The sequence below is a fragment of the Thioalkalivibrio sp. ALE31 genome (assembly GCF_000377405.1).
In the GTDB taxonomy this organism is placed as follows: Bacteria; Pseudomonadota; Gammaproteobacteria; order Ectothiorhodospirales; family Ectothiorhodospiraceae; genus Thioalkalivibrio.
The window spans coordinates 35,269-52,190 of the sequence record NZ_KB905025.1 but is presented as its reverse complement, the minus strand read 5'-3'; the positions used below and the strand labels follow the sequence as shown (position 1 = coordinate 52,190).

Genomic DNA, 16,922 nt, shown 5'->3' with positions numbered 1-16,922 from the left:
CATGGGGTCCCGCTTGTGGGGATTATCCCTCGGCGTGGTAGCTGCTGCGCTTGATCAGGCGCACGCAGATGGCGTCCAGCATGTAGCCGATGATGCCGATCACCAGCACGAAGGCGGCCAGTTTGTCGTACTCCAGGGTATCGCGGGCATCGTTGATCGCGTAGCCCAGCCCCGAGGTGACGCCGAGGTATTCCGCCGGGACCAGCACGATCCAGGCGACCCCCACGGCCAGGCGGATCCCGGCAAACACATCCTGCGCGATCGCGGGCATCACGATGTAGCGCAGGGTGTGGTACGGGTTGGCCCCCAGGTTGTTGCCCACCTTCAGCCACATCGGGTCGATGCGCTGTACCCCGTGCGCGGTGGCATAGGTGATGGGCCAGACGGCGGCAATGGCGATCAGGAAGATGATGGCCGCGTCCCAGGTGGCGAAGGCCAGCACCGCGATCGGCATCCAGGCCAGCGGCGAGATCATGCGCAGGAACTGGAACGGCACATGGGTGACCTGCTTCAGGGTCAGGAAGTAGCCGATCATTACCCCCAGCGGGACGCCAATGGCGATCGCATAGGCCAGACCCCAGCCCACGCGGTACAGGCTGGACTCGATCGGCTTCCAGACGTTGCCGGAGACGACAAGGTCCCAGAACGCCGCCAGCGTCGGCCCGGGGGCGAAGCTGGCAAAGGCCATCGTGTCCTCGTTGTTGGCGATGGCCCAGCCGCCCCAGTACCACAGGGCGAACAGGCCGGCGATCCCCAGTGCCGGGTATTGCAGTGCCCGGCGGGCGCGGTCGGCGAACCGCAGAAGCGGCATCAGCCGCTCCACGGTTGTGGGGTCGACGGAGAGCGTGGCTTCGCGGTTCATAGGACCACCACCTCCTCGCGGGCGAACGGCGAATCCATGTCCACACCCGGGGCACCCTGCCACGCGGTGTGGGTCTCCATCGCCTTGCGCACGAAGTCGTAGTTCACCAGGTCATCCTTCACGAAGTCCGGGTCCAGGCCTTCAAGGAAGGTGGTGTCGCCACCGACCAGGGTCTCGTTCATCGCGCCCACCAGCATTTTCGTCGCGGACGGATACGGCCAGGGCGAGAAGTCGATGCGGCCGTTCTCCCATTCGGGGTGACGGATCGCGCCGCTGTCGGCGTAGGTGCTGTCGTCGTGGTAGTTCGTCATCGCGCGTTCCACCACGTTGGCGGGCATTGGCAGGTAGCCCTTGCCGTCACGCGAGAGCATCGTGGCGATGCTCTTCTTGTCCTCCTGGATGGTGCCCTGGGCGCGGACCACGGCGTTCATCACCTTCTGCGTCCACTCCGGCTCGCGGTCGGTCAGGCGCTCGTTCATGCAGACCACGCAGCAGGGATGGTTCTTCCAGATGTCGCCGGTAAAGCGCAGCACGTTGCCGCGGGCCAGCAATTCGCCGGCGGCGTTGAACGGCTCGGCGACGATGTAGGCGTCGATGGAACGCGCGGCCAGCGCCGGTGGCATGTCCGGCGGCGGCATGATCATCAGGTTGACCTCGTGCGCCTCCAGGGCCGAACCCTGGTCGCGGATTACCGGAGTCAGGCCGGCGTCGCGCAGGGCCATCTGCATGACCACGTTGTGCATCGAATACCAGTAGGGGACGGCCACGCTCTTGCCGCCCAGGTCGGAGAACGACTGCACGTCCACGTGGCGCCCGGTGACCACGGCGGAGCCGTTGGTGTGGGCCCAGGACATGATCTTGACCGGAAAGTCGTTCTGGTAGCGCATCCACAGCGGGATCGGCTTGAGCAGATGCACCAGGTTGAAACGGTTGGCGGCGAAGGACTCGATCAGCGGCGACCAGCCGCGGATCAGGGTCGGGTCGGCGACCTCCAGGCCTTCGTCCTCGAAATAGCCCTCGGAGTGGGCGACCAGCAGTGCGGCGGCGTCGGTGATCGGGATGTAGCCGATGCGTACGACTCCGTCGAAGACGCGGGTGGCAGCCTCGGGCTCGCCGAGGCTGCCGGGCTCGGCGCCGAACAGCGATCCGGGCAGGGCCAGCCCGGTTCCGGCCAGGCCGCCGACGGCGGCGGTGCGCAGGAAGTTGCGGCGGGAGAAGCTGCGGTCCAGCAGGCTGTCCAGCTCGCGGTCGATGTCATGGTGATTGTCGCAGTTGCACATGGTGGTGGTTCCTCGGTCAGGGTCGGGCAGTGGCGGCGGTGGATCAGGCAGCGCGTACGCGTGCCCGGGATTCGGATGTGGTCGGTTCGGTCGCCTGGCCTTCGTCTTCCGTTTCAGGCGAAGCGGTCTCGGACCCGGCGGCTTCCGGGGCGGCGGCCGGGCTACGGGTGGCCCCGAAGTAGCCCATCAGTTCGGCCTTGCGGTCGACGAAGGCCTGGCTGTTGCGGTCGCGGGGGTGGTCGATTTCGATGCTCAGCTCGGCGGTGATCGTGCCGGGGTTGGAGCCCATGACCAGCACGCGGTCGGCCATGGCCACGGCCTCCTCGATGTCGTGGGTGACGAACACCACGGAGATGCCGCGCTCGCGGGCCAGGCGGGTGACCTCGTCCTGCAGGGCGACCCGGGTGAAGGCATCCAGAGCCGAGAACGGTTCATCGAGCAGCAGCAGCTCGGGGTCGGTGGCCAGGCTGCGCGCCAGGGCGACACGCTGTTGCTGGCCGCCGGAGAGCGACTGCACGTTGACCTCGGCCTTGTCGGTCAGGCCGACGGTCTCCAGCAGTTGGTCGATGCGCTCGCGCATGTCGCGCTTGCGGCCCTGGAAGATCAGGCCCAGCGAGGCGTTCTTGCGCACGGTCATCCAGGGGTAGAGCGAGGGCTTCTGAAACATCATGTTCCAGCGCGGACTCGGCTTGATCACCTGGTGGCCGTTGATGCGCACGCAGCCATCGCTGGGCATCAGCAACCCCGCGAGCATGTGCAGCAGGGTGGACTTGCCGCAGCCACTCTGGCCGATCAGGGCCACGGTCTCGCCCGGCGCGATGTTGACCTGGATGTCCTTCAGCGTGGGGGCTTCCTGCCCGGGATAGTGATGGGTGATGTAGTCGATGGAGATGGCGGCGCCCATGGCGTGTCCCTCTTGATCCTTCGTTCATGAGCCGCCGGGCGGATCGCTTCGGCGGCGCGTTCAGAAGGTTCCTTACAAGGGACGTGCCAAACCCGTCCTGATCCCCGGGATTTTCATCGTTGGCGGGTTCGAAACGGCGTGCTGACGCGAAATACCGGGAGGCAGGGTGGGTGCGCCGGCAAGCCGGGGCGATCCGGCGCGGGGCATGCGCAATGGACAATCCGGACAAAGCGGCCGATTCCGGGTGGACAAAGTGGACGAAATGGTCGTCGGGTGACGGGGCGATTCCGGAGCGACGTCCCGAAAACGGCATTGTGGTGCGGTGTGCGCGATGTTGGCACGGCTTCTGCACCGGGATGGGTGACCCGGTCGAACGCCGGGGAACCACGAATCCCAACTGCGAGGAGTATCACCATGTCCGTAGCCGAAGCCACCACCTCCCTGACCGTCAACGGCCTGGAGCCGATCGACCAGGACGGCCTGAACGGCCTGGCCGCCAAGGGCAAGGCCAACCCCGAAAGCATCGTGACCCTGAAGGCCACCACGGTCTGCGAGGGCAAGTTCCGCAACCTGACCTACGTGCGCGATCTGGATGCCCACGTAATCGACGAGCCGCCGCACCTGCTCGGTGACGACACCGCGCCGAATCCCTCCGAGGCCGTTCTCGCCAGCCTGGGCGCCTGCCTGTCGGTGGGCATGCACGCCAACGCGATCGACCGCGGCATCACGCTGACCAAGCTCGAACTCACCCTGGAAGGGGATATCAACGTGACCGCCGTATGGGGCGTGGGCGACACCGACGTCAACAAGCACCTCGGTTTCTCCGACATCCGCGTGAAGGCGCACCTGGAAGGCGATGCCAGCGAGGAGCAGCTCCAGGACCTGGTGGCGCATGCCGATTTCTGGTCGCCGGTCGCCAACACCATGCGCAACCCGGTCAACGTCAGCGTCGAGCTGGCCTGAACCGGTTACTGGATCTTTACGGGAGTAAAACCCAATGCTTGAAACCCGCACTCAAGACGTGACGGGGGTGTCGCCGGCCGCAGGGCCGGCGGATGCCGACGCCGCGCTGCAGGCGCTGGTGGAACGCGACCTCGCGCCACTGACCGCCCGTATCGACCGCGAAGGCCTGTACCCCGAGGATTTTCTGCGCGAGGCTGGCCGCCTCGGCGCCTTCAATCGCCATCTGGCCAGCCAGAACGCCAGTGGCACCACCGACATTGCCAGCGCGATCCGCGCCACCGAGGTGATCTCGGCCGAGTGCATGACCACCGGGTTCGTGGCCTGGTGCCAGAACGCCTGCGCCTGGTACGTGGAGAACAGCAGCTCGGACACACTCAAGCGCGAGGCGCTGCCGAAGCTGGCCAATGCCGAGGCGCTGGGCGCCACCGCGCTGTCCAACCCGATGAAATGGTTCGCCAACATCGAGGACCTGAAACTCTCCGCCGAACGCGTGGATGGGGGTTATGTGGTTTCCGGGTCGCTGCCCTGGGTGTCCAACCTGGGCGAGGATCACTACTTCGGCGCGATCTTCCGGACCACCGACGCGAACCCGCGCCCGGTGATGGCACTGATCAACTGCGCCGACCCCGGTTTCAGCCTGACGGCCTGCCCCGAGTTCACGGCCCTGGAGGGGTCGCGCACCTTCGGTTGCCACTTCGACCGCGTATTCGTGCCCGATGCGCACGTGCTGGCCGAGTCGCTCCCCGAGTACATCCGCCGGATCCGTCCGGGCTTCGTGCTGCTGCAGATGGGCATGGGGCTGGGGCTCATCGACGGCTGCCTTCGCACGATGCGCGAGGCCAACGAGACCCTGGCGCACGTAAACGGCTATCTCGACGACCAGGTCGGCGAACTGGAAGAGGCCCTGGAGGACGGGCGCGCGGCCTGTTATGCGCTGGCCGAGACGCCGTTCGACGAATCCGAGCGGTTCTTCGCGGACGTGCTGCAGATGCGCCTGACCGGGTCCGAGCTGTCCCTGCGCGCGTCGCAGTCGGCCCTGCTGCACTGCGGGGCGCGCGGATACAAGGCGGATGCGGCGGCCCAGCGCAAGCTGCGCGAGTCGTACTTTGTGGCCATCGTGACACCGGCCATCAAGCACCTGCGCAAGGAGCTTGCGCGCATCCACGCGCACTGAAACCACCACCCACGGTCGGGGCCCCCGGGCCCCGGGCCGAATCAAGGAATCGCCATGCTGGAAATCACTACCCGAATGGATCCCGAGGCGGCCGTCGACACCCTGAAGGCGGCGATCGATGCCCAGGGCCTGAAGCTGGTCTCGCATATCAATGGTCAGGCCAATGCCGCGAAGATCGGGGTCGAGGTGCCGACGGATCAGATCCTCGAGGTCTTTCACCCGAGCTACGCGGTGCGTGTCTGGGAGGCCTGCAAGCCTGCGGGCATCGACATCCCGTTGCGTATCCATGTGTCCGGTGATGGCGACATCCTGCGTATCAGCACGCGTTCCGCGCGGGAGGTGTTCGCGCCGTGGGCCAACCCCGACCTGGAGGCCATCGGATCCGAACTGGACCCGAAACTGCAGGCCATTCTCGACGCCGTGGAGGCCGCGTGATGAGTACCGAAACCGACGCATTCAAGCGCTATATCTGCAAGGTCTGCGGCTATATCTACGACGAGGCCAAGGGCGATCCGGATTCCGGCCTGGCGCCGGGGACCCGCTTCGAGGATATCCCCGACGACTGGTACTGCCCCGACTGCAACGTGACCAAGGCCGACTTCACCGCGCTGGAACCGCGCGCCGAAACGGCGGACGCGGGCGCCGCCGCGATGGCCTGGAGTGCCGGGAGCGGTATGGCCGACCCGGATGCGGTGGTGATCGTCGGTGGCGGTATGGCCGGCTGGGCCCTGGCCGAGGCCCTGCGCGAGCGGGATCCGCGGCGGACCATCCGCCTGCTGACGGCCGACTCGGGCGATTACTACACCAAGCCGCGGATCTCCAACGCCTTCGCGCGTGGCACCGCGATCGAGGACCTGGTCGAAGAGACCGGATCGGCGCGGGCGGCGCGGCTCGGGATCGACCTGATGCCCTTCGTGCGGGTGCTGGATATTCACCGTGCGCAGCAGCGCCTTATCACAGCGCGCGGAGGTGTGCCTTACGGCCAGTTGGTGCTGGCCACCGGCGCCCGGCCGCGCCGGATTGCGTTCCCGGGCGGCGCCGCGGCGCCCCTGGCCGTGAACACGCTGGAGGATTATCGGGTCCTGCGCGCGGCCCTGGAGGCCGGCGGCGGCGCGCCCGCCCATACCCGGGTGGCGATCATCGGGGCCGGGCTGGTGGGCTGCGAACTGGCCGACGACCTGGCGGCGGGTGGCCACCCCGTGCAATTGATCGAGTGCGCGCCGGGGCCCCTGGCCGGGCTGTTGCCGTCGGAGCTGGGAGCCGATCTGCGGCAGGCGCTGGGCAACCACGGCGTGCAGTGGCACACCGAGGCCACCGTCGAGCGCATTGAACCGGTAACGGAGGCGACGCAGCGCCTGGTGCTGGCGGGCGGCGAGACCCTCGAGGCCGAGGTCGTGATCAGCGCCCTGGGCCTGGAGCCCCAGCGCGAGCTGGCGGAGCGCGTGGGCCTGTCCTGCGATCGCGGGATCGAGGTGGATGCGCTGTTGCGCACCACCGATCCGGCGATCTTCGCCCTGGGCGATGGCTGCGAGTTCGAGGGCCGGCTGCGTCCGTACGTGGAGACCCTGCGCGGCCAGGCCGCGGCGCTGGCGCGGACCCTGTCGGGCGAGGCGACGGTCTACCGACCGGATGCCGGTGTCGTACAGGTCAAGACGGGGAGCCTGCCGTTGAATGTCTGCCCGCCGCCGGTGGATACCGGGGAATGGGTGGAGATCAGCGCCGATGGGGACGGGCGCCACCTGGAATATCACGCCGACGGACGGCTCGCCGGCTTCGCCCTGTCGGGGCGGCACGCGCGGCGGGCGCGCGAACTGGAGACCTGCCTGGGCAAACCAGTGGCGGATCCCCGGGCGCGCCTGGCGTCGTGATGCGCTACCGGGCCGGCGTGGCCGGCCCGAAGCGGGCTCATATGACCCCGTCGAGCCGCAGGTAGCCGATCAGGAACAGCACGGCCAGTACACCGGCCAGCACGTAGAGCCAGTTGGACAGCGTGGGGTTGTTGGGGCGGCTGAAGAAGGCCGCCCACAGCGCCAGCAGGATGAGGACGAAAAAGAAGAACAGGAAGCGCATGCGTCAGGCTCCTTCCGGGACGGCGTAGGGGAGATCGACCACCTCGGCCGTTGCACCATCCGGGGCACCCCAGCGCAGCTCGCCTTCCGCGGCGGCCACCTGCACGACCGCAAGGGCGGAGTAGAGCCCGTCCGGGTGGAGTTCGGCCGCGACGATCTCGCCATCCGACTGCTCCGGCTTGCCGTCCGCGCGAAAGACCGGCGAGCCGGGTTGCGGCGGGGTCTGGGTATGGATGGCCAGGCGGAACATGCGCCGCTTGAGCTTGCCCAGGTAGTGCATGCGCGCCACCACCTCCTGCCCCGGGTAGCAGCCCTTCTCGAAACTGATCGCGCCGAGGGCGTGCAGGTTCAGCATCTGCGGGACGAACATCTCGGTGGTTTCCTCCACCACCGTCGGGACGCCGGCAAGGATGTCCAGCAGTGCCCAGTCACGCGGGCCCACCGGGGCCGCGTGGACGTTCAGGCTGTCCCAGGCGCGGCGCATGGCGTCGATCTCGCCGAACAGTTCGAAGCGCGGGTGCAGTCCGGGTACCCGGACGACGGTCACGCCATTCTTCTCGATCACCTCTTCCGGTGCGCCGGGACACACGCCCAGAGCGTTGGTCAGCTCCTTCTCGGCATCCGGTCCGGAAAAGCCGAAGTGGATGCGGGAGTCCCCGGCGTGCTCGATGATCACGTTCGCGCGCAGCACGAACATCTGCAGGCGCTTGGCGACCGGCTCGATCCGGTCCGCCGGCATCTCGAGCAGGTAGCCGTCCGTCGTGCGCAGCACGCGGAACACGGCATAGGCCCGCCCCTTGGGGCTGGAGTAGCTGGAGAGCTGGCTGTGCTGCGCGTCCACCGCGTGGATGTCGTTGCCGAACTGCCCCTGCAGGAAGTCGGTGGCGTCGTCGCCGCGCACCTCCAGCAGACCGCGGTGGGAGAGGTCGCAGATCACTTCGCCGTTGACGGCCATGCGGCGCTCGCGCTCCGGGTTGCCGTAGTGCAGGAGGTCGTCCTCCTCGAACTCGGCGCCGGCGTCGATCAAGTGGTGTTTCCAGTCTTCGCGCATCGGGATTCTCCTGTGGCAGTGCTCGTCGCCGCGCGCCGCCGGACCGATTCGCCATCGGTGGCCGGGACGCCCGGAAAGGCAGCGCTGCACTGGATTGAGGTGGTAAGCTGAACCAAGCGGCTCGATAGTAGACGAACCTTTCACAGGGTGTCAGCCCTGGATTCTTTATCTTTGTTCAAGGGGGTGGCATGACTCGGCAGGGACGTCCCGTCTTTCTGGATTTGCGCAAGATCCGACTGCCGCTGAATGCCGTGGTCTCCATTCTGCACCGGATTACCGGCGTCTTCCTGATTCTGTCGATTCCCGTGCTGCTTTGGCTGCTGGACCGCTCCCTGGCCAGCCCCGCGGGCTTCGCACAGGTGATCGCGATCATCCACCATCCGCTCGGCCTGGCGGCGCTGGCGCTCGGGCTGTGGTGGCTGCTGCATCACCTGTTCGCCGGCATTCGCTACCTGCTGATGGAATTTGGTATCGGGGAGGATCGCGAGGGCTCGCTGCGCACGGCGCGTGATGCGCTGTACGCCGGCCTTCTGGCCACCGCGCTGGTTTGGCTGGGGCTGGTGCTGTGAAGTTGTTGAGCGGACAGCGCGCCTGGCTGCTGCAGCGCATCACGGCGGTCTATGTGGGCGTGTACGTAATTCTCGCCCTGGGGTTCTTCGTGCTGGCCGCGCCGGCGGACCATGCGGCCTGGCTGGCGGTGATGGGACACCCGGTGGTGGGGCTGCTGACAGCCGTGTTCGTGTTGCTGCTCTGGCTGCATGCGTGGATCGGCCTGCGCGACGTGGCGATGGACTACGTGCACGCCCCCGGTGCACGGCTTGTGGTGTTCGTGCTCGGTGGCGGCGGGTTGCTCCTGACGGGCCTGTGGGCGTTATTCATTCTGATTCGAGCGGGGCTTGCATGAAGGGACTGGCATGAACGTGGCACGGCGCAAATTCGACGCCCTGATCATCGGCGCCGGCGGCGCGGGCCTGCGCGCCGCGCTGCAGCTGTCCAACGGCGATGCCCAGGTCGCGGTGGTCTCCAAGGTGTTTCCCACGCGCTCGCACACGGTGGCCGCGCAGGGCGGGGTGAACGCCGCGCTGGCCAACGTGCTGCCGGACTCCTGGCACTGGCACATGTTCGACACCGTGAAGGGGTCGGACTACCTGGGCGATCAGGACGCAATCGAATACATGTGCCGCGCCGCGCCCAAGGTGGTCTACGAGCTGGACCACTTCGGCGTGCCGTTCTCGCGCCTGGACAACGGCAATATCTACCAGCGCGCATTCGGCGGGCAGAGCCAGAACTTCGGCCAGGACCAGGCGGCGCGCACCTGTGCGGCGGCTGACCGCACCGGGCACGCCATTCTGCACTCGCTGTACCAGCAGAACCTGCGCGCGCGCACGCACTTTTTCGACGAGTACTTCGCGGTGGACCTGCTGCGCGACGAGCAGGGCTTCGTGCTCGGTGTGCTGGCCTTCGAGATCCTGACCGGCGAGCCGATCGTGATCGAGGCGAAGACCACGCTGATCGCCACCGGCGGGGCGGGGCAGTTGTTCCGCACCACCACCAACGCCCTGATCAATACCGGCGACGGTATGGCGATGGCCCTGCGCGCCGGGGTGCCGCTGGAGGACATGGAGTTCGTGCAGTTCCACCCGACCGGGATCGCCGGGCGCGGCATGCTGATTACCGAGGGCGCGCGCGGCGAGGGCGGGTTCCTGATCAACTCCGAGGGCGAGCGCTTTATGGAGCGCTACGCCCCGCGGGCCAAGGACCTGGCCTCGCGCGACGTGGTCAGCCGCTCCATCGCCACCGAGGTGCGCGAGGGCCGCGGCTGCGGGCGCGACGCGGACCATGTGCTGCTGGATCTGCGCCATCTGGGCGCGGACACGATCATGCAGCGTCTGCCGGGCATCCGCGAGACGAGCATCACCTTCCTCGGGGTGGATCCGATCGAGGCGCCCATCCCGATCTTTCCGACCTGTCACTACAGCATGGGCGGGATCCCGACCAACCGCTTTGGCCAGGTGGTGGCGCCGGTCAAGGACACCCCGGAGGACCCGGTGCCGGGGCTGTACGCGGCCGGGGAGGCCGCCTGTGTCTCGGTGCACGGGGCCAACCGTCTGGGCGGTAACTCGCTGCTGGACATCCTGGTGTTCGGCCGCGCAGCGGCGAACCACATCCTCGAGTACCTGGCCGAGAACCGCTACCACCGGCCGCTGGACGAGACGGCCGTGGAGCAGGCGATGGCGCGACTGACGCGCTGGGATCGCAAGGACCCGGGCGACGGCTCCGCCGAGCAGGTCGAACCGCTCAAGCGCGAACTGCGCAAGGTGATGGAGGACCACTGCTCGGTATTCCGCAGCGACGAGGTGATGCGCGAGGGGGTGGAGAAGGTCCGCGCGCTGCGCGAGCGCCTGAACCATGCAGTGATCGCGGACCACTCGGCCACCTTCAACACCGCACGGGTGGAGGCGATGGAGCTGGAGAACCTGATGGACTGCGCGATCGCGACCATCCGCTCCGCGCTGGGGCGCGAGGAGAGCCGCGGGGCACATTCGCGCATCGACTTCCCCGAGCGCGACGACCAGCACTGGCTCAAGCACAGCCTGTACTCGCTGGCGGACGACAGCCTCGACTACAAGCCGGTGCGCACCCAGCCGAACACCGTGGCCTCGTTCCCGCCGAAGGAGCGCGTGTACTGATGGCCTGTCGGGAATGCAACGCTCTGCGGGATGCGGTTCGCGCCGCGAACCGCATCAGCAGGCGCTGAAGGAAGGTACGGATGGAATTCTCGATCTACCGCTTCAACCCGGAGACGGATACGCTGCCGAAGATGCAGCGCTTCACCCTGCCCGACGACCAGGTCGAGCCGGGGATGATGCTGCTGGATGCGCTGCTGTTGCTGAAGGAGCAGGACGATTCCCTGGGCTTTCGCCGCTCCTGTCAGCACGGGGTCTGCGGCTCGGACGGCATGAACATCAACGGCACGAACGGTCTAGCCTGCATCACGCCGCTGGCGGATCTGGAAGCGCCGGTCACGCTGCGCCCGTTCCCGGGGATGCCGGTGATCCGCGACCTGATCGTGGACATGGGCAACTTCTGGGACCAGTACCGCAAGGCCGAGCCCTGGCTGGTCAACGACAGCCCGGAGCCCGAGGTCGAGCGCAAGCAGAGCCCGGAGGATCGTGACCAGCTGGATGGTCTGTACGAATGCATCCTGTGCGGCTGCTGTTCCGCCGCCTGTCCGTCGTACTGGTGGAATCCGGACAAGTTCCTCGGCCCGGCCGCATTGCTGCAGGCCGCGCGTTTTATCCAGGACAGCCGCGACGAGGCCACCGATCACCGCCTGGCCGAGCTGGACGATGCCTGGAAACTCTACCGCTGCCACACGATCATGAACTGCACGCAGGTATGCCCGAAGGGCCTGAACCCGAGCCGGGCCATCAGCGACATCCGCCGCACCATGCTGAAAAAGTCGCTGTGAGTGGATGGATGCCCAAAGGTGGTTTAGCCCCCGTGGGAGCCTGCTTGCAGGCGAGTGCCCCTGCCAAAGCCAGACGCGGGCAGGGGCTTCGCCTGCAAGCAGGCTCCTACGGGGGGGCTGGACGGGCGTTTTTGTGATGGAACCCGACAGCCGTACTCGCTGGCGCTGCCGCCGCGGGATGCTGGAGAACGACTGGCTGCTCGGGCAGTTTCTCGCGCAGGGATATGCGCAACTGGACCAGGAGGGTCGCGATGCCTTCGAGCGCCTGCTCGACTACCCCGACAATGTGCTGCTGGATGTGGTCATGGGTCGCCAGGCCACGGTGGATGAAGGGATAGCCCGGCTTGTCCCGGCGATCCGCGCCGCCGCTGCGGCTGCACCTTCGGCCTGACCTGGTTCTTCCCCGGCTCGCGCTCGCGGGCCAGATCCTTCTGCTGCTGGCGGTCGTGGGGTACGTGCTCGCATACAGTCCGTTGTGGGCGTTGATGCCCGCGTTCGGGCTGGCGGTGGCCGGCTGGGTATGGCAAGGACGGACACGGCCGCCGCCCTGGGACTGGCTGGGCCAGACGCCCGATGGCGCGACGTGGCTGGCCACGGCCGAAGGACTGCGCCAGGAGCGGGTGGACTGGGTGGAGATCCTGCCCGATACCCGGGTGCTGCGCGGGATGGTGATCCTGGTGGTCCGGCTCCCGGAGACCGGTCGGGTCCGGCGTCTCTGGCTGCACGCGGGCCGGTTGCACCCGGAGGACCTGCGCCGCTTGCGCATGCGCCTGCGCTGGCCTCCGGGGCGCGAGGAAGCGGATCCCGGCTGGCGGGTGCGGCTTCGCGCTGGGCTGGAGCGGGGCGTTGCTATACTGGCCAAAAGCCGAGTACCCGGAGGCCCGAGCATGGCTGGACCCGACAATGCGCAGGTGATGGTGGACGTCTCGCATCTGCTGAGCGACGAGCCCGATCACGTCTACAGTGAAGAAGAACTCGACGCGATCGAGGAGCTGGACCCGGAACTCGCGCTGCGTCTGGACCGTGCCCAGACCCATGCGCAACGCGAGGCGGCGGACGTGCCCGCCGACGGTCCGATCGACGAGGACGCCGTGCGCGCCGCGATCGAGGAGGCGCGGCGAATCCTGATGCAGGACGGGGGCGATATCGAGTTCGTCGAACTCGATGGGCGCACCGTGCGGGTTCGGTTGAAGGGAGCCTGTGTCGGCTGCCCGCGTTCCACGCTAGATCTCAAGAATGTCGTCGAACGCCTGGTCCGCTCGCGGGCACCGGGCGTGGCCAGCGTCGCGAATACCTTCTGACGGCTGCCTTCAGGCCGGGCCGGAGCCCAGACGGCGCAGCAGTTGCCGGAGGCGTCCCGGCCCGAACCCGTGTACCCGCTTGAAGGCCTTGCGAAAGGCCGCCTCCGAGGTATAGCCCACCGCGTCCATCACGCTGGCGACCGACTCGCGGCCATCGCGCAGCAGCCGCTCGGCCAGGACCATGCGCCACTGCGTCAGGTAGTCGATGGGGGTCTGCCCGACCAGGGTGTGGAAGCGCTCGGCGAAGCTGCTGCGCGACATGGCCGCCTCGCTGGCGAGGCCTTCCAGGGTCCAGCTCGCCTCGGGCCGGGCGTGCAGGGCATCCAGCGCGCGGCGGATGCGGTCATCCGCCAGGGCCGCGATCAGGGATCCCTCCGAGTGCTCGCGCTGGGTGCAGATGTGATGGCGCACGGCCATCACGAACAGCGTATCCGCCAGACGATCCAGCACCGGCCGGTAGCCCGAGGAACGCTCCGCGAGTTCGATGTTCATGAGATCCGCCAGATGCGCCAGGCGTTCGCCCGATTCGCGACGGCGGATGATGATGTGGTCGGGGAGAGCGGCCAGGATCGGGTTGCGCCGGCCGGAATCGAACTCGAAGTGCCCGCACAGGAGCTGTGTGACCGGGGTGTCCGGCGGATCCGCACCCTCGACCAGCGTCAGGTGGTTGTCCCGATCGGGCACGGTGTCGCGGCTGGCCATCAGGTGCCAGTCGTCGTGGGGCAGCAACAGGAGATCGCCGGCCTCCATCCAGACCGGGGCCATATCCTCCATGTGCAGATAGCAGCCGCCTTCGCCGACCAGGTGAAAGCTGGCATTCCCCGAACCCGCGGTGCTGAGCTGCCATTCCCCGCACAGCCGCGGGTTGGTGTCGATGCGCGCGCGCAGGTTGTAGGCCGCCAGTACCGTCGACAGCACGTCTTCGTGCGGGCTGATATCCATTGAACGTCCTTTTCCCTTGTGGTTGGGATTCACCTTAGACCGTTGCGCCCCGGGTTTCCGCCGTTTTGTGGTCATAAGGGGGGGATCTGGACGCTCGAACATAAACGCCGGCGTCTGACCCCGCGTACTGGCGACGCGGTCGGTCTAGGCTTTCATCCAGTAGCAGACGAAATGGAGAAGGGCATCATGGGCGCGACGGGAAACTTGATGGTACGGATACAGGGCTGGCTTGACTGGACGCGCGGCGCGGATTTCCTGGCGCCCTTGCTGTTGCGGCTTTACCTCGCCCCCATCTTCTGGATGGCGGGGACCAACAAGCTGGACGGGCTGCTGCCGAAGGAAAGCGTGGTGATGTGGTTCGGCAACGCGGACTGGGGCCTGGGCATGCCGTTCCCGTATCTGATGGTGTTGTTGTCGGCCTATGCCGAGGTGCTGGGCGCGATCGCGCTGCTGCTTGGGCTGGCCACGCGCTGGTTCTCCATCCCGCTGATGATCACGATGGTCGTGGCGGCGGTCACCGTGCATCTCGAACACGGCTGGCAGCGCATCTCCGACCCGATGATGTGTCTGTTCAACTGTTCCGGGATCGAGCAGGCGCAGATGCGCCTGGACCGGGCCAAGTCCATCCTGCAGGAACACGGCAACTATAACTGGCTGACCGAGACCGGGAACTTTGCCATCGTCAACAACGGGATCGAGATGGCCGCGACCTTTTTCGTGATGCTGCTGGTCCTGTTCTTCTGGGGGGCGGGGCGCTATGTCAGCATCGACTACTACATCCGTCGGAGGATGATGAGCAGGGGATAACACCAAGAGCTGTGCGAGCAGCCATTACTGAACGGGGCCGGGTTCTATAGCTCAAGGGTCTATAACCCAAGGATCTATAAGCCAAGGGCCCATAATCGCAAGACGAGGAGTGAAATCATGAAGAACGATCTGTTTTCCACCAAGACCCTCGCCGGGGCCGTCGGCAGCGCGGCGATCGGTATGGCCATGGCCACCAGCCCGGTGTTCGCATCGGCCGACCTGAACCACGGCTATCAGCAGGGTGGCCAGTCGCCGCTGATGCTGGCCGAAGGGGCCTGCGGAGAAGGTACCTGCGGCGGTGCCGGAGAACCCAAGGACAGCGAAGGTAGCTGTGGCGAAGGCACCTGCGGCGGATCCGGCGACGACAAGGATTCCGAAGGGGCCTGTGGCGAGGGGACCTGTGGCGGCTAGGAGCGTCAGGCCCGTCAACCCGGCCCGCGTCAGCGGTGCCGGGCTCGGTTTGCGGCGGGCCCTTCTGGGCCCGCTGGCCGAGGCCCCGGAGGCGACGGAACGCCTGGGCTTCTTCGAGGCGGCGCCGGAGAACTGGATGCACCTGGGCGGACGCCTGGGGCGCATCTTTCGCGAATATACCGAGGCCCAGCCCTTTGTCTGCCACGGGCTGTCCCTCGACATCGGCGGGCCGCGCCCGCTGGACCGAACCTTCCTGCAGGACCTGCGGACCTTCCTGGATACTCACGGGATCGAGGATTACAGCGAGCATCTCTCGGCCTGTGGCGATGGCCAGGGGCATCTGTATGACCTGATGCCGATCCCGTTTACCGAGGCGGCGGTGCACTACGTGGCCGACCGCGTACGTCAGGTACAGGACATCCTCGGGCGCCGGATGGCCCTGGAGAACGTCTCGTATTACACCCCGGTGGGGGCCGAACTCGACGAGATCACGTTTGTTCGCGCGGTGCTGGAGGAGGCCGACTGCGACCTGCTGCTGGACGTGAACAACGTGGTCGTCAACAGCATCAACCACGGCTACGCGCCGACCGAGTTTCTCGACGCGATGCCCCTGGAGCGGGTGCGCTATCTGCATATCGCGGGGCACGAGGCCGAGGCGCCGGATCTGCGCGTCGATACCCATGGCCAGCCGATCTGCAGCGATGTCTGGGATCTGCTGGGCGAGACCTACGCGCGCATCGGCCCGGTGCCGACGCTGCTCGAGCGTGATTTCAATTTCCCGCCGCTGGAGGAGCTCCTGGCGGAGACCAACCGCATCCGCGATATGCAGCTCCAGGCGCGGGCAGGGCAGGAAGAGCGTATCCTGCATGCCTGAGACCGACTTCCAGCAGATCCAGGCGGCATTCGCGCGGCATCTGCGCGACCCCGAACGCTACCCGGCGCCGGAAGGCATCGAGAGCCGGCGCCTGGAGATCTACCGGCGGCTGTTCTTCAACAACGTGGCGAACCTGCTGGCCAGGGGGTTTCCGGTCTTGCGCGGGTTGCTGGAAGCCGCCGCATGGGAACAGCTGGTACGTGATTTCTACCGTGATCATGGCAGCGAGACGCCGTACTTCCCGCAACTGGCGGCGGAGTTCGTGCGCTACCTGGCGGACGAGCGTTCGGCGCAGCCCGGCGATCCGCCGTTTCTGGCGGAACTGGCCCATTACGAGCGGGTGGAGACCGAGCTGGTCTACGCCGAAGACGTCTGCCCCGCGGACCTCGACCGCACCGGCGACCTGATGACCGGGGTCCCGGTGTTCTCCGCCACCGCGCGTCTGCTCGCCTACGAGTATCCGGTGCATCGCATCGGGGCGGAGTTCCAGCCGGAACAGCCGGGTGAGGTCCCGACCTATCTGCTGGCCTATCGCTCGGGCGAGGAGCGGGTGCGCTTCGCCGAGCTGAATCCGCTCGGTGCCCGCCTGCTGTGGCGTGTGCTCGAGGCGCCGGCGACGGGCGCCGAACAGATCCGTCGGGTGGCTGGCGATTTCGAACTGGAGGTCACCGATGACCTGGTCGCCAGTGGCCGCCAGCTCCTGGAGCACTACCGTGGCCTGGGCGCCATTGTGGGGACGCGGCCGGAAGGTGTTTCCGGCTGAGGGAGAGGGACTGGACGCCGGCACCGCAGACCCGGACGCCCGGGCATGG

General features: G+C 67.2%; 20 protein-coding genes. 14 read left to right on the top strand and 6 right to left on the bottom strand.

What is annotated here, in order from left to right:
• Nucleotides 1–22: 22 nt before the first annotated feature.
• The 3 genes from D103_RS0111065 to D103_RS0111055 are packed head-to-tail and all read right to left on the bottom strand — an operon-like array spanning nt 23 to nt 3,046.
• Nucleotides 23–862 (bottom strand): ABC transporter permease, encoded by an 840-nt coding sequence (locus D103_RS0111065; protein WP_018867296.1) that lies wholly within the window; start codon nt 860–862, stop codon nt 23–25.
• Nucleotides 859–2,142 carry an ABC transporter substrate-binding protein gene (locus tag D103_RS0111060; RefSeq protein WP_018876840.1) on the bottom strand — a complete coding sequence of 428 codons (1,284 nt, stop codon included), beginning with the start codon at nt 2,140–2,142 and terminating at the stop codon, nt 859–861. Before D103_RS0111060 ends, D103_RS0111065 begins: the two co-directional genes overlap by 4 nt.
• 43 nt (nt 2,143–2,185) lie before the next feature.
• Nucleotides 2,186–3,046 carry an ABC transporter ATP-binding protein gene (locus D103_RS0111055; RefSeq protein ID WP_018876839.1) on the bottom strand — a complete coding sequence of 287 codons (861 nt, stop codon included), beginning with the start codon at nt 3,044–3,046 and terminating at the stop codon, nt 2,186–2,188.
• Between the two features lie 414 nt (nt 3,047–3,460).
• Here D103_RS0111055 and D103_RS0111050 point away from each other — a divergent pair, with 414 nt between their 5' ends.
• The 4 genes from D103_RS0111050 to D103_RS0111035 are packed head-to-tail and all read left to right on the top strand — an operon-like array spanning nt 3,461 to nt 7,051.
• Nucleotides 3,461–4,009, top strand: coding sequence for an OsmC family protein (locus D103_RS0111050; RefSeq protein WP_018876838.1), 549 nt, complete (start codon nt 3,461–3,463; stop codon nt 4,007–4,009).
• 34 nt (nt 4,010–4,043) lie between these two features.
• Nucleotides 4,044–5,183, top strand: a complete 1,140-nt coding sequence (locus tag D103_RS0111045; protein WP_018867300.1) for an acyl-CoA dehydrogenase family protein — start codon at nt 4,044–4,046, stop codon at nt 5,181–5,183.
• Between the two features lie 54 nt (nt 5,184–5,237).
• Nucleotides 5,238–5,618 (top strand): DUF302 domain-containing protein, encoded by a 381-nt coding sequence (locus D103_RS0111040; protein WP_018876837.1) that lies wholly within the window; start codon nt 5,238–5,240, stop codon nt 5,616–5,618.
• Nucleotides 5,618–7,051: an FAD-dependent oxidoreductase gene (locus tag D103_RS0111035; RefSeq protein ID WP_018876836.1), complete on the top strand. Its 1,434-nt coding sequence runs from the start codon at nt 5,618–5,620 to the stop codon at nt 7,049–7,051. Before D103_RS0111040 ends, D103_RS0111035 begins: the two co-directional genes overlap by 1 nt.
• 37 nt (nt 7,052–7,088) lie before the next feature.
• On the opposite strand, the gene D103_RS14255 is transcribed toward D103_RS0111035, so the two are convergent.
• Nucleotides 7,089–7,253 carry a hypothetical protein gene (locus D103_RS14255; protein ID WP_012983248.1) on the bottom strand — a complete coding sequence of 55 codons (165 nt, stop codon included), beginning with the start codon at nt 7,251–7,253 and terminating at the stop codon, nt 7,089–7,091.
• Between the two features lie 3 nt (nt 7,254–7,256).
• Nucleotides 7,257–8,303 (bottom strand): folate-binding protein YgfZ, encoded by a 1,047-nt coding sequence (locus tag D103_RS0111025; RefSeq protein WP_018876835.1) that lies wholly within the window; start codon nt 8,301–8,303, stop codon nt 7,257–7,259.
• A 188-nt stretch (nt 8,304–8,491) separates the two neighbouring features.
• Between D103_RS0111025 and sdhC the strand changes: the two genes are divergently transcribed.
• From sdhC to D103_RS0110995, 6 genes are all read left to right on the top strand, one after another.
• Nucleotides 8,492–8,872: a succinate dehydrogenase, cytochrome b556 subunit gene (gene sdhC / locus D103_RS0111020; RefSeq protein ID WP_018867304.1), complete on the top strand. Its 381-nt coding sequence runs from the start codon at nt 8,492–8,494 to the stop codon at nt 8,870–8,872.
• Nucleotides 8,869–9,207 carry a succinate dehydrogenase, hydrophobic membrane anchor protein gene (sdhD, locus tag D103_RS0111015; RefSeq protein ID WP_018867305.1) on the top strand — a complete coding sequence of 113 codons (339 nt, stop codon included), beginning with the start codon at nt 8,869–8,871 and terminating at the stop codon, nt 9,205–9,207. Before sdhC ends, sdhD begins: the two co-directional genes overlap by 4 nt.
• 10 nt (nt 9,208–9,217) lie before the next feature.
• Nucleotides 9,218–10,993: a succinate dehydrogenase flavoprotein subunit gene (gene sdhA, locus D103_RS0111010; protein ID WP_018876834.1), complete on the top strand. Its 1,776-nt coding sequence runs from the start codon at nt 9,218–9,220 to the stop codon at nt 10,991–10,993.
• A gap of 80 nt (nt 10,994–11,073) precedes the next feature.
• Nucleotides 11,074–11,775 carry a succinate dehydrogenase iron-sulfur subunit gene (locus tag D103_RS0111005; RefSeq protein ID WP_018876833.1) on the top strand — a complete coding sequence of 234 codons (702 nt, stop codon included), beginning with the start codon at nt 11,074–11,076 and terminating at the stop codon, nt 11,773–11,775.
• 136 nt (nt 11,776–11,911) lie between these two features.
• On the top strand, nt 11,912–12,166 hold the full coding sequence (locus D103_RS0111000) for a succinate dehydrogenase assembly factor 2 (RefSeq protein ID WP_018867308.1): 255 nt from the start codon (nt 11,912–11,914) through the stop codon (nt 12,164–12,166).
• Nucleotides 12,120–13,076: a NifU family protein gene (locus tag D103_RS0110995; protein WP_018867309.1), complete on the top strand. Its 957-nt coding sequence runs from the start codon at nt 12,120–12,122 to the stop codon at nt 13,074–13,076. The genes D103_RS0111000 and D103_RS0110995 overlap by 47 nt, the downstream gene beginning before the upstream one ends.
• Nucleotides 13,077–13,085: 9 nt before the next feature.
• On the opposite strand, the gene D103_RS0110990 is transcribed toward D103_RS0110995, so the two are convergent.
• A complete protein-coding gene (locus D103_RS0110990) occupies nt 13,086–14,018 on the bottom strand; it encodes an AraC family transcriptional regulator (protein ID WP_018867310.1) in 933 nt (310 codons plus the stop codon).
• A gap of 171 nt (nt 14,019–14,189) precedes the next feature.
• Between D103_RS0110990 and D103_RS0110985 the strand changes: the two genes are divergently transcribed.
• From D103_RS0110985 to D103_RS0110970, 4 genes are all read left to right on the top strand, one after another.
• Nucleotides 14,190–14,825 carry a DoxX family protein gene (locus tag D103_RS0110985; RefSeq protein WP_018867311.1) on the top strand — a complete coding sequence of 212 codons (636 nt, stop codon included), beginning with the start codon at nt 14,190–14,192 and terminating at the stop codon, nt 14,823–14,825.
• 117 nt (nt 14,826–14,942) lie between these two features.
• Nucleotides 14,943–15,236: a hypothetical protein gene (locus tag D103_RS0110980; protein ID WP_018867312.1), complete on the top strand. Its 294-nt coding sequence runs from the start codon at nt 14,943–14,945 to the stop codon at nt 15,234–15,236.
• On the top strand, nt 15,226–16,110 hold the full coding sequence (locus D103_RS0110975) for a DUF692 domain-containing protein (RefSeq protein WP_026279281.1): 885 nt from the start codon (nt 15,226–15,228) through the stop codon (nt 16,108–16,110). The genes D103_RS0110980 and D103_RS0110975 overlap by 11 nt, the downstream gene beginning before the upstream one ends.
• A complete protein-coding gene (locus tag D103_RS0110970) occupies nt 16,103–16,873 on the top strand; it encodes a DUF2063 domain-containing protein (protein WP_018867314.1) in 771 nt (256 codons plus the stop codon). Before D103_RS0110975 ends, D103_RS0110970 begins: the two co-directional genes overlap by 8 nt.
• Nucleotides 16,874–16,922 lie beyond the last annotated feature (49 nt).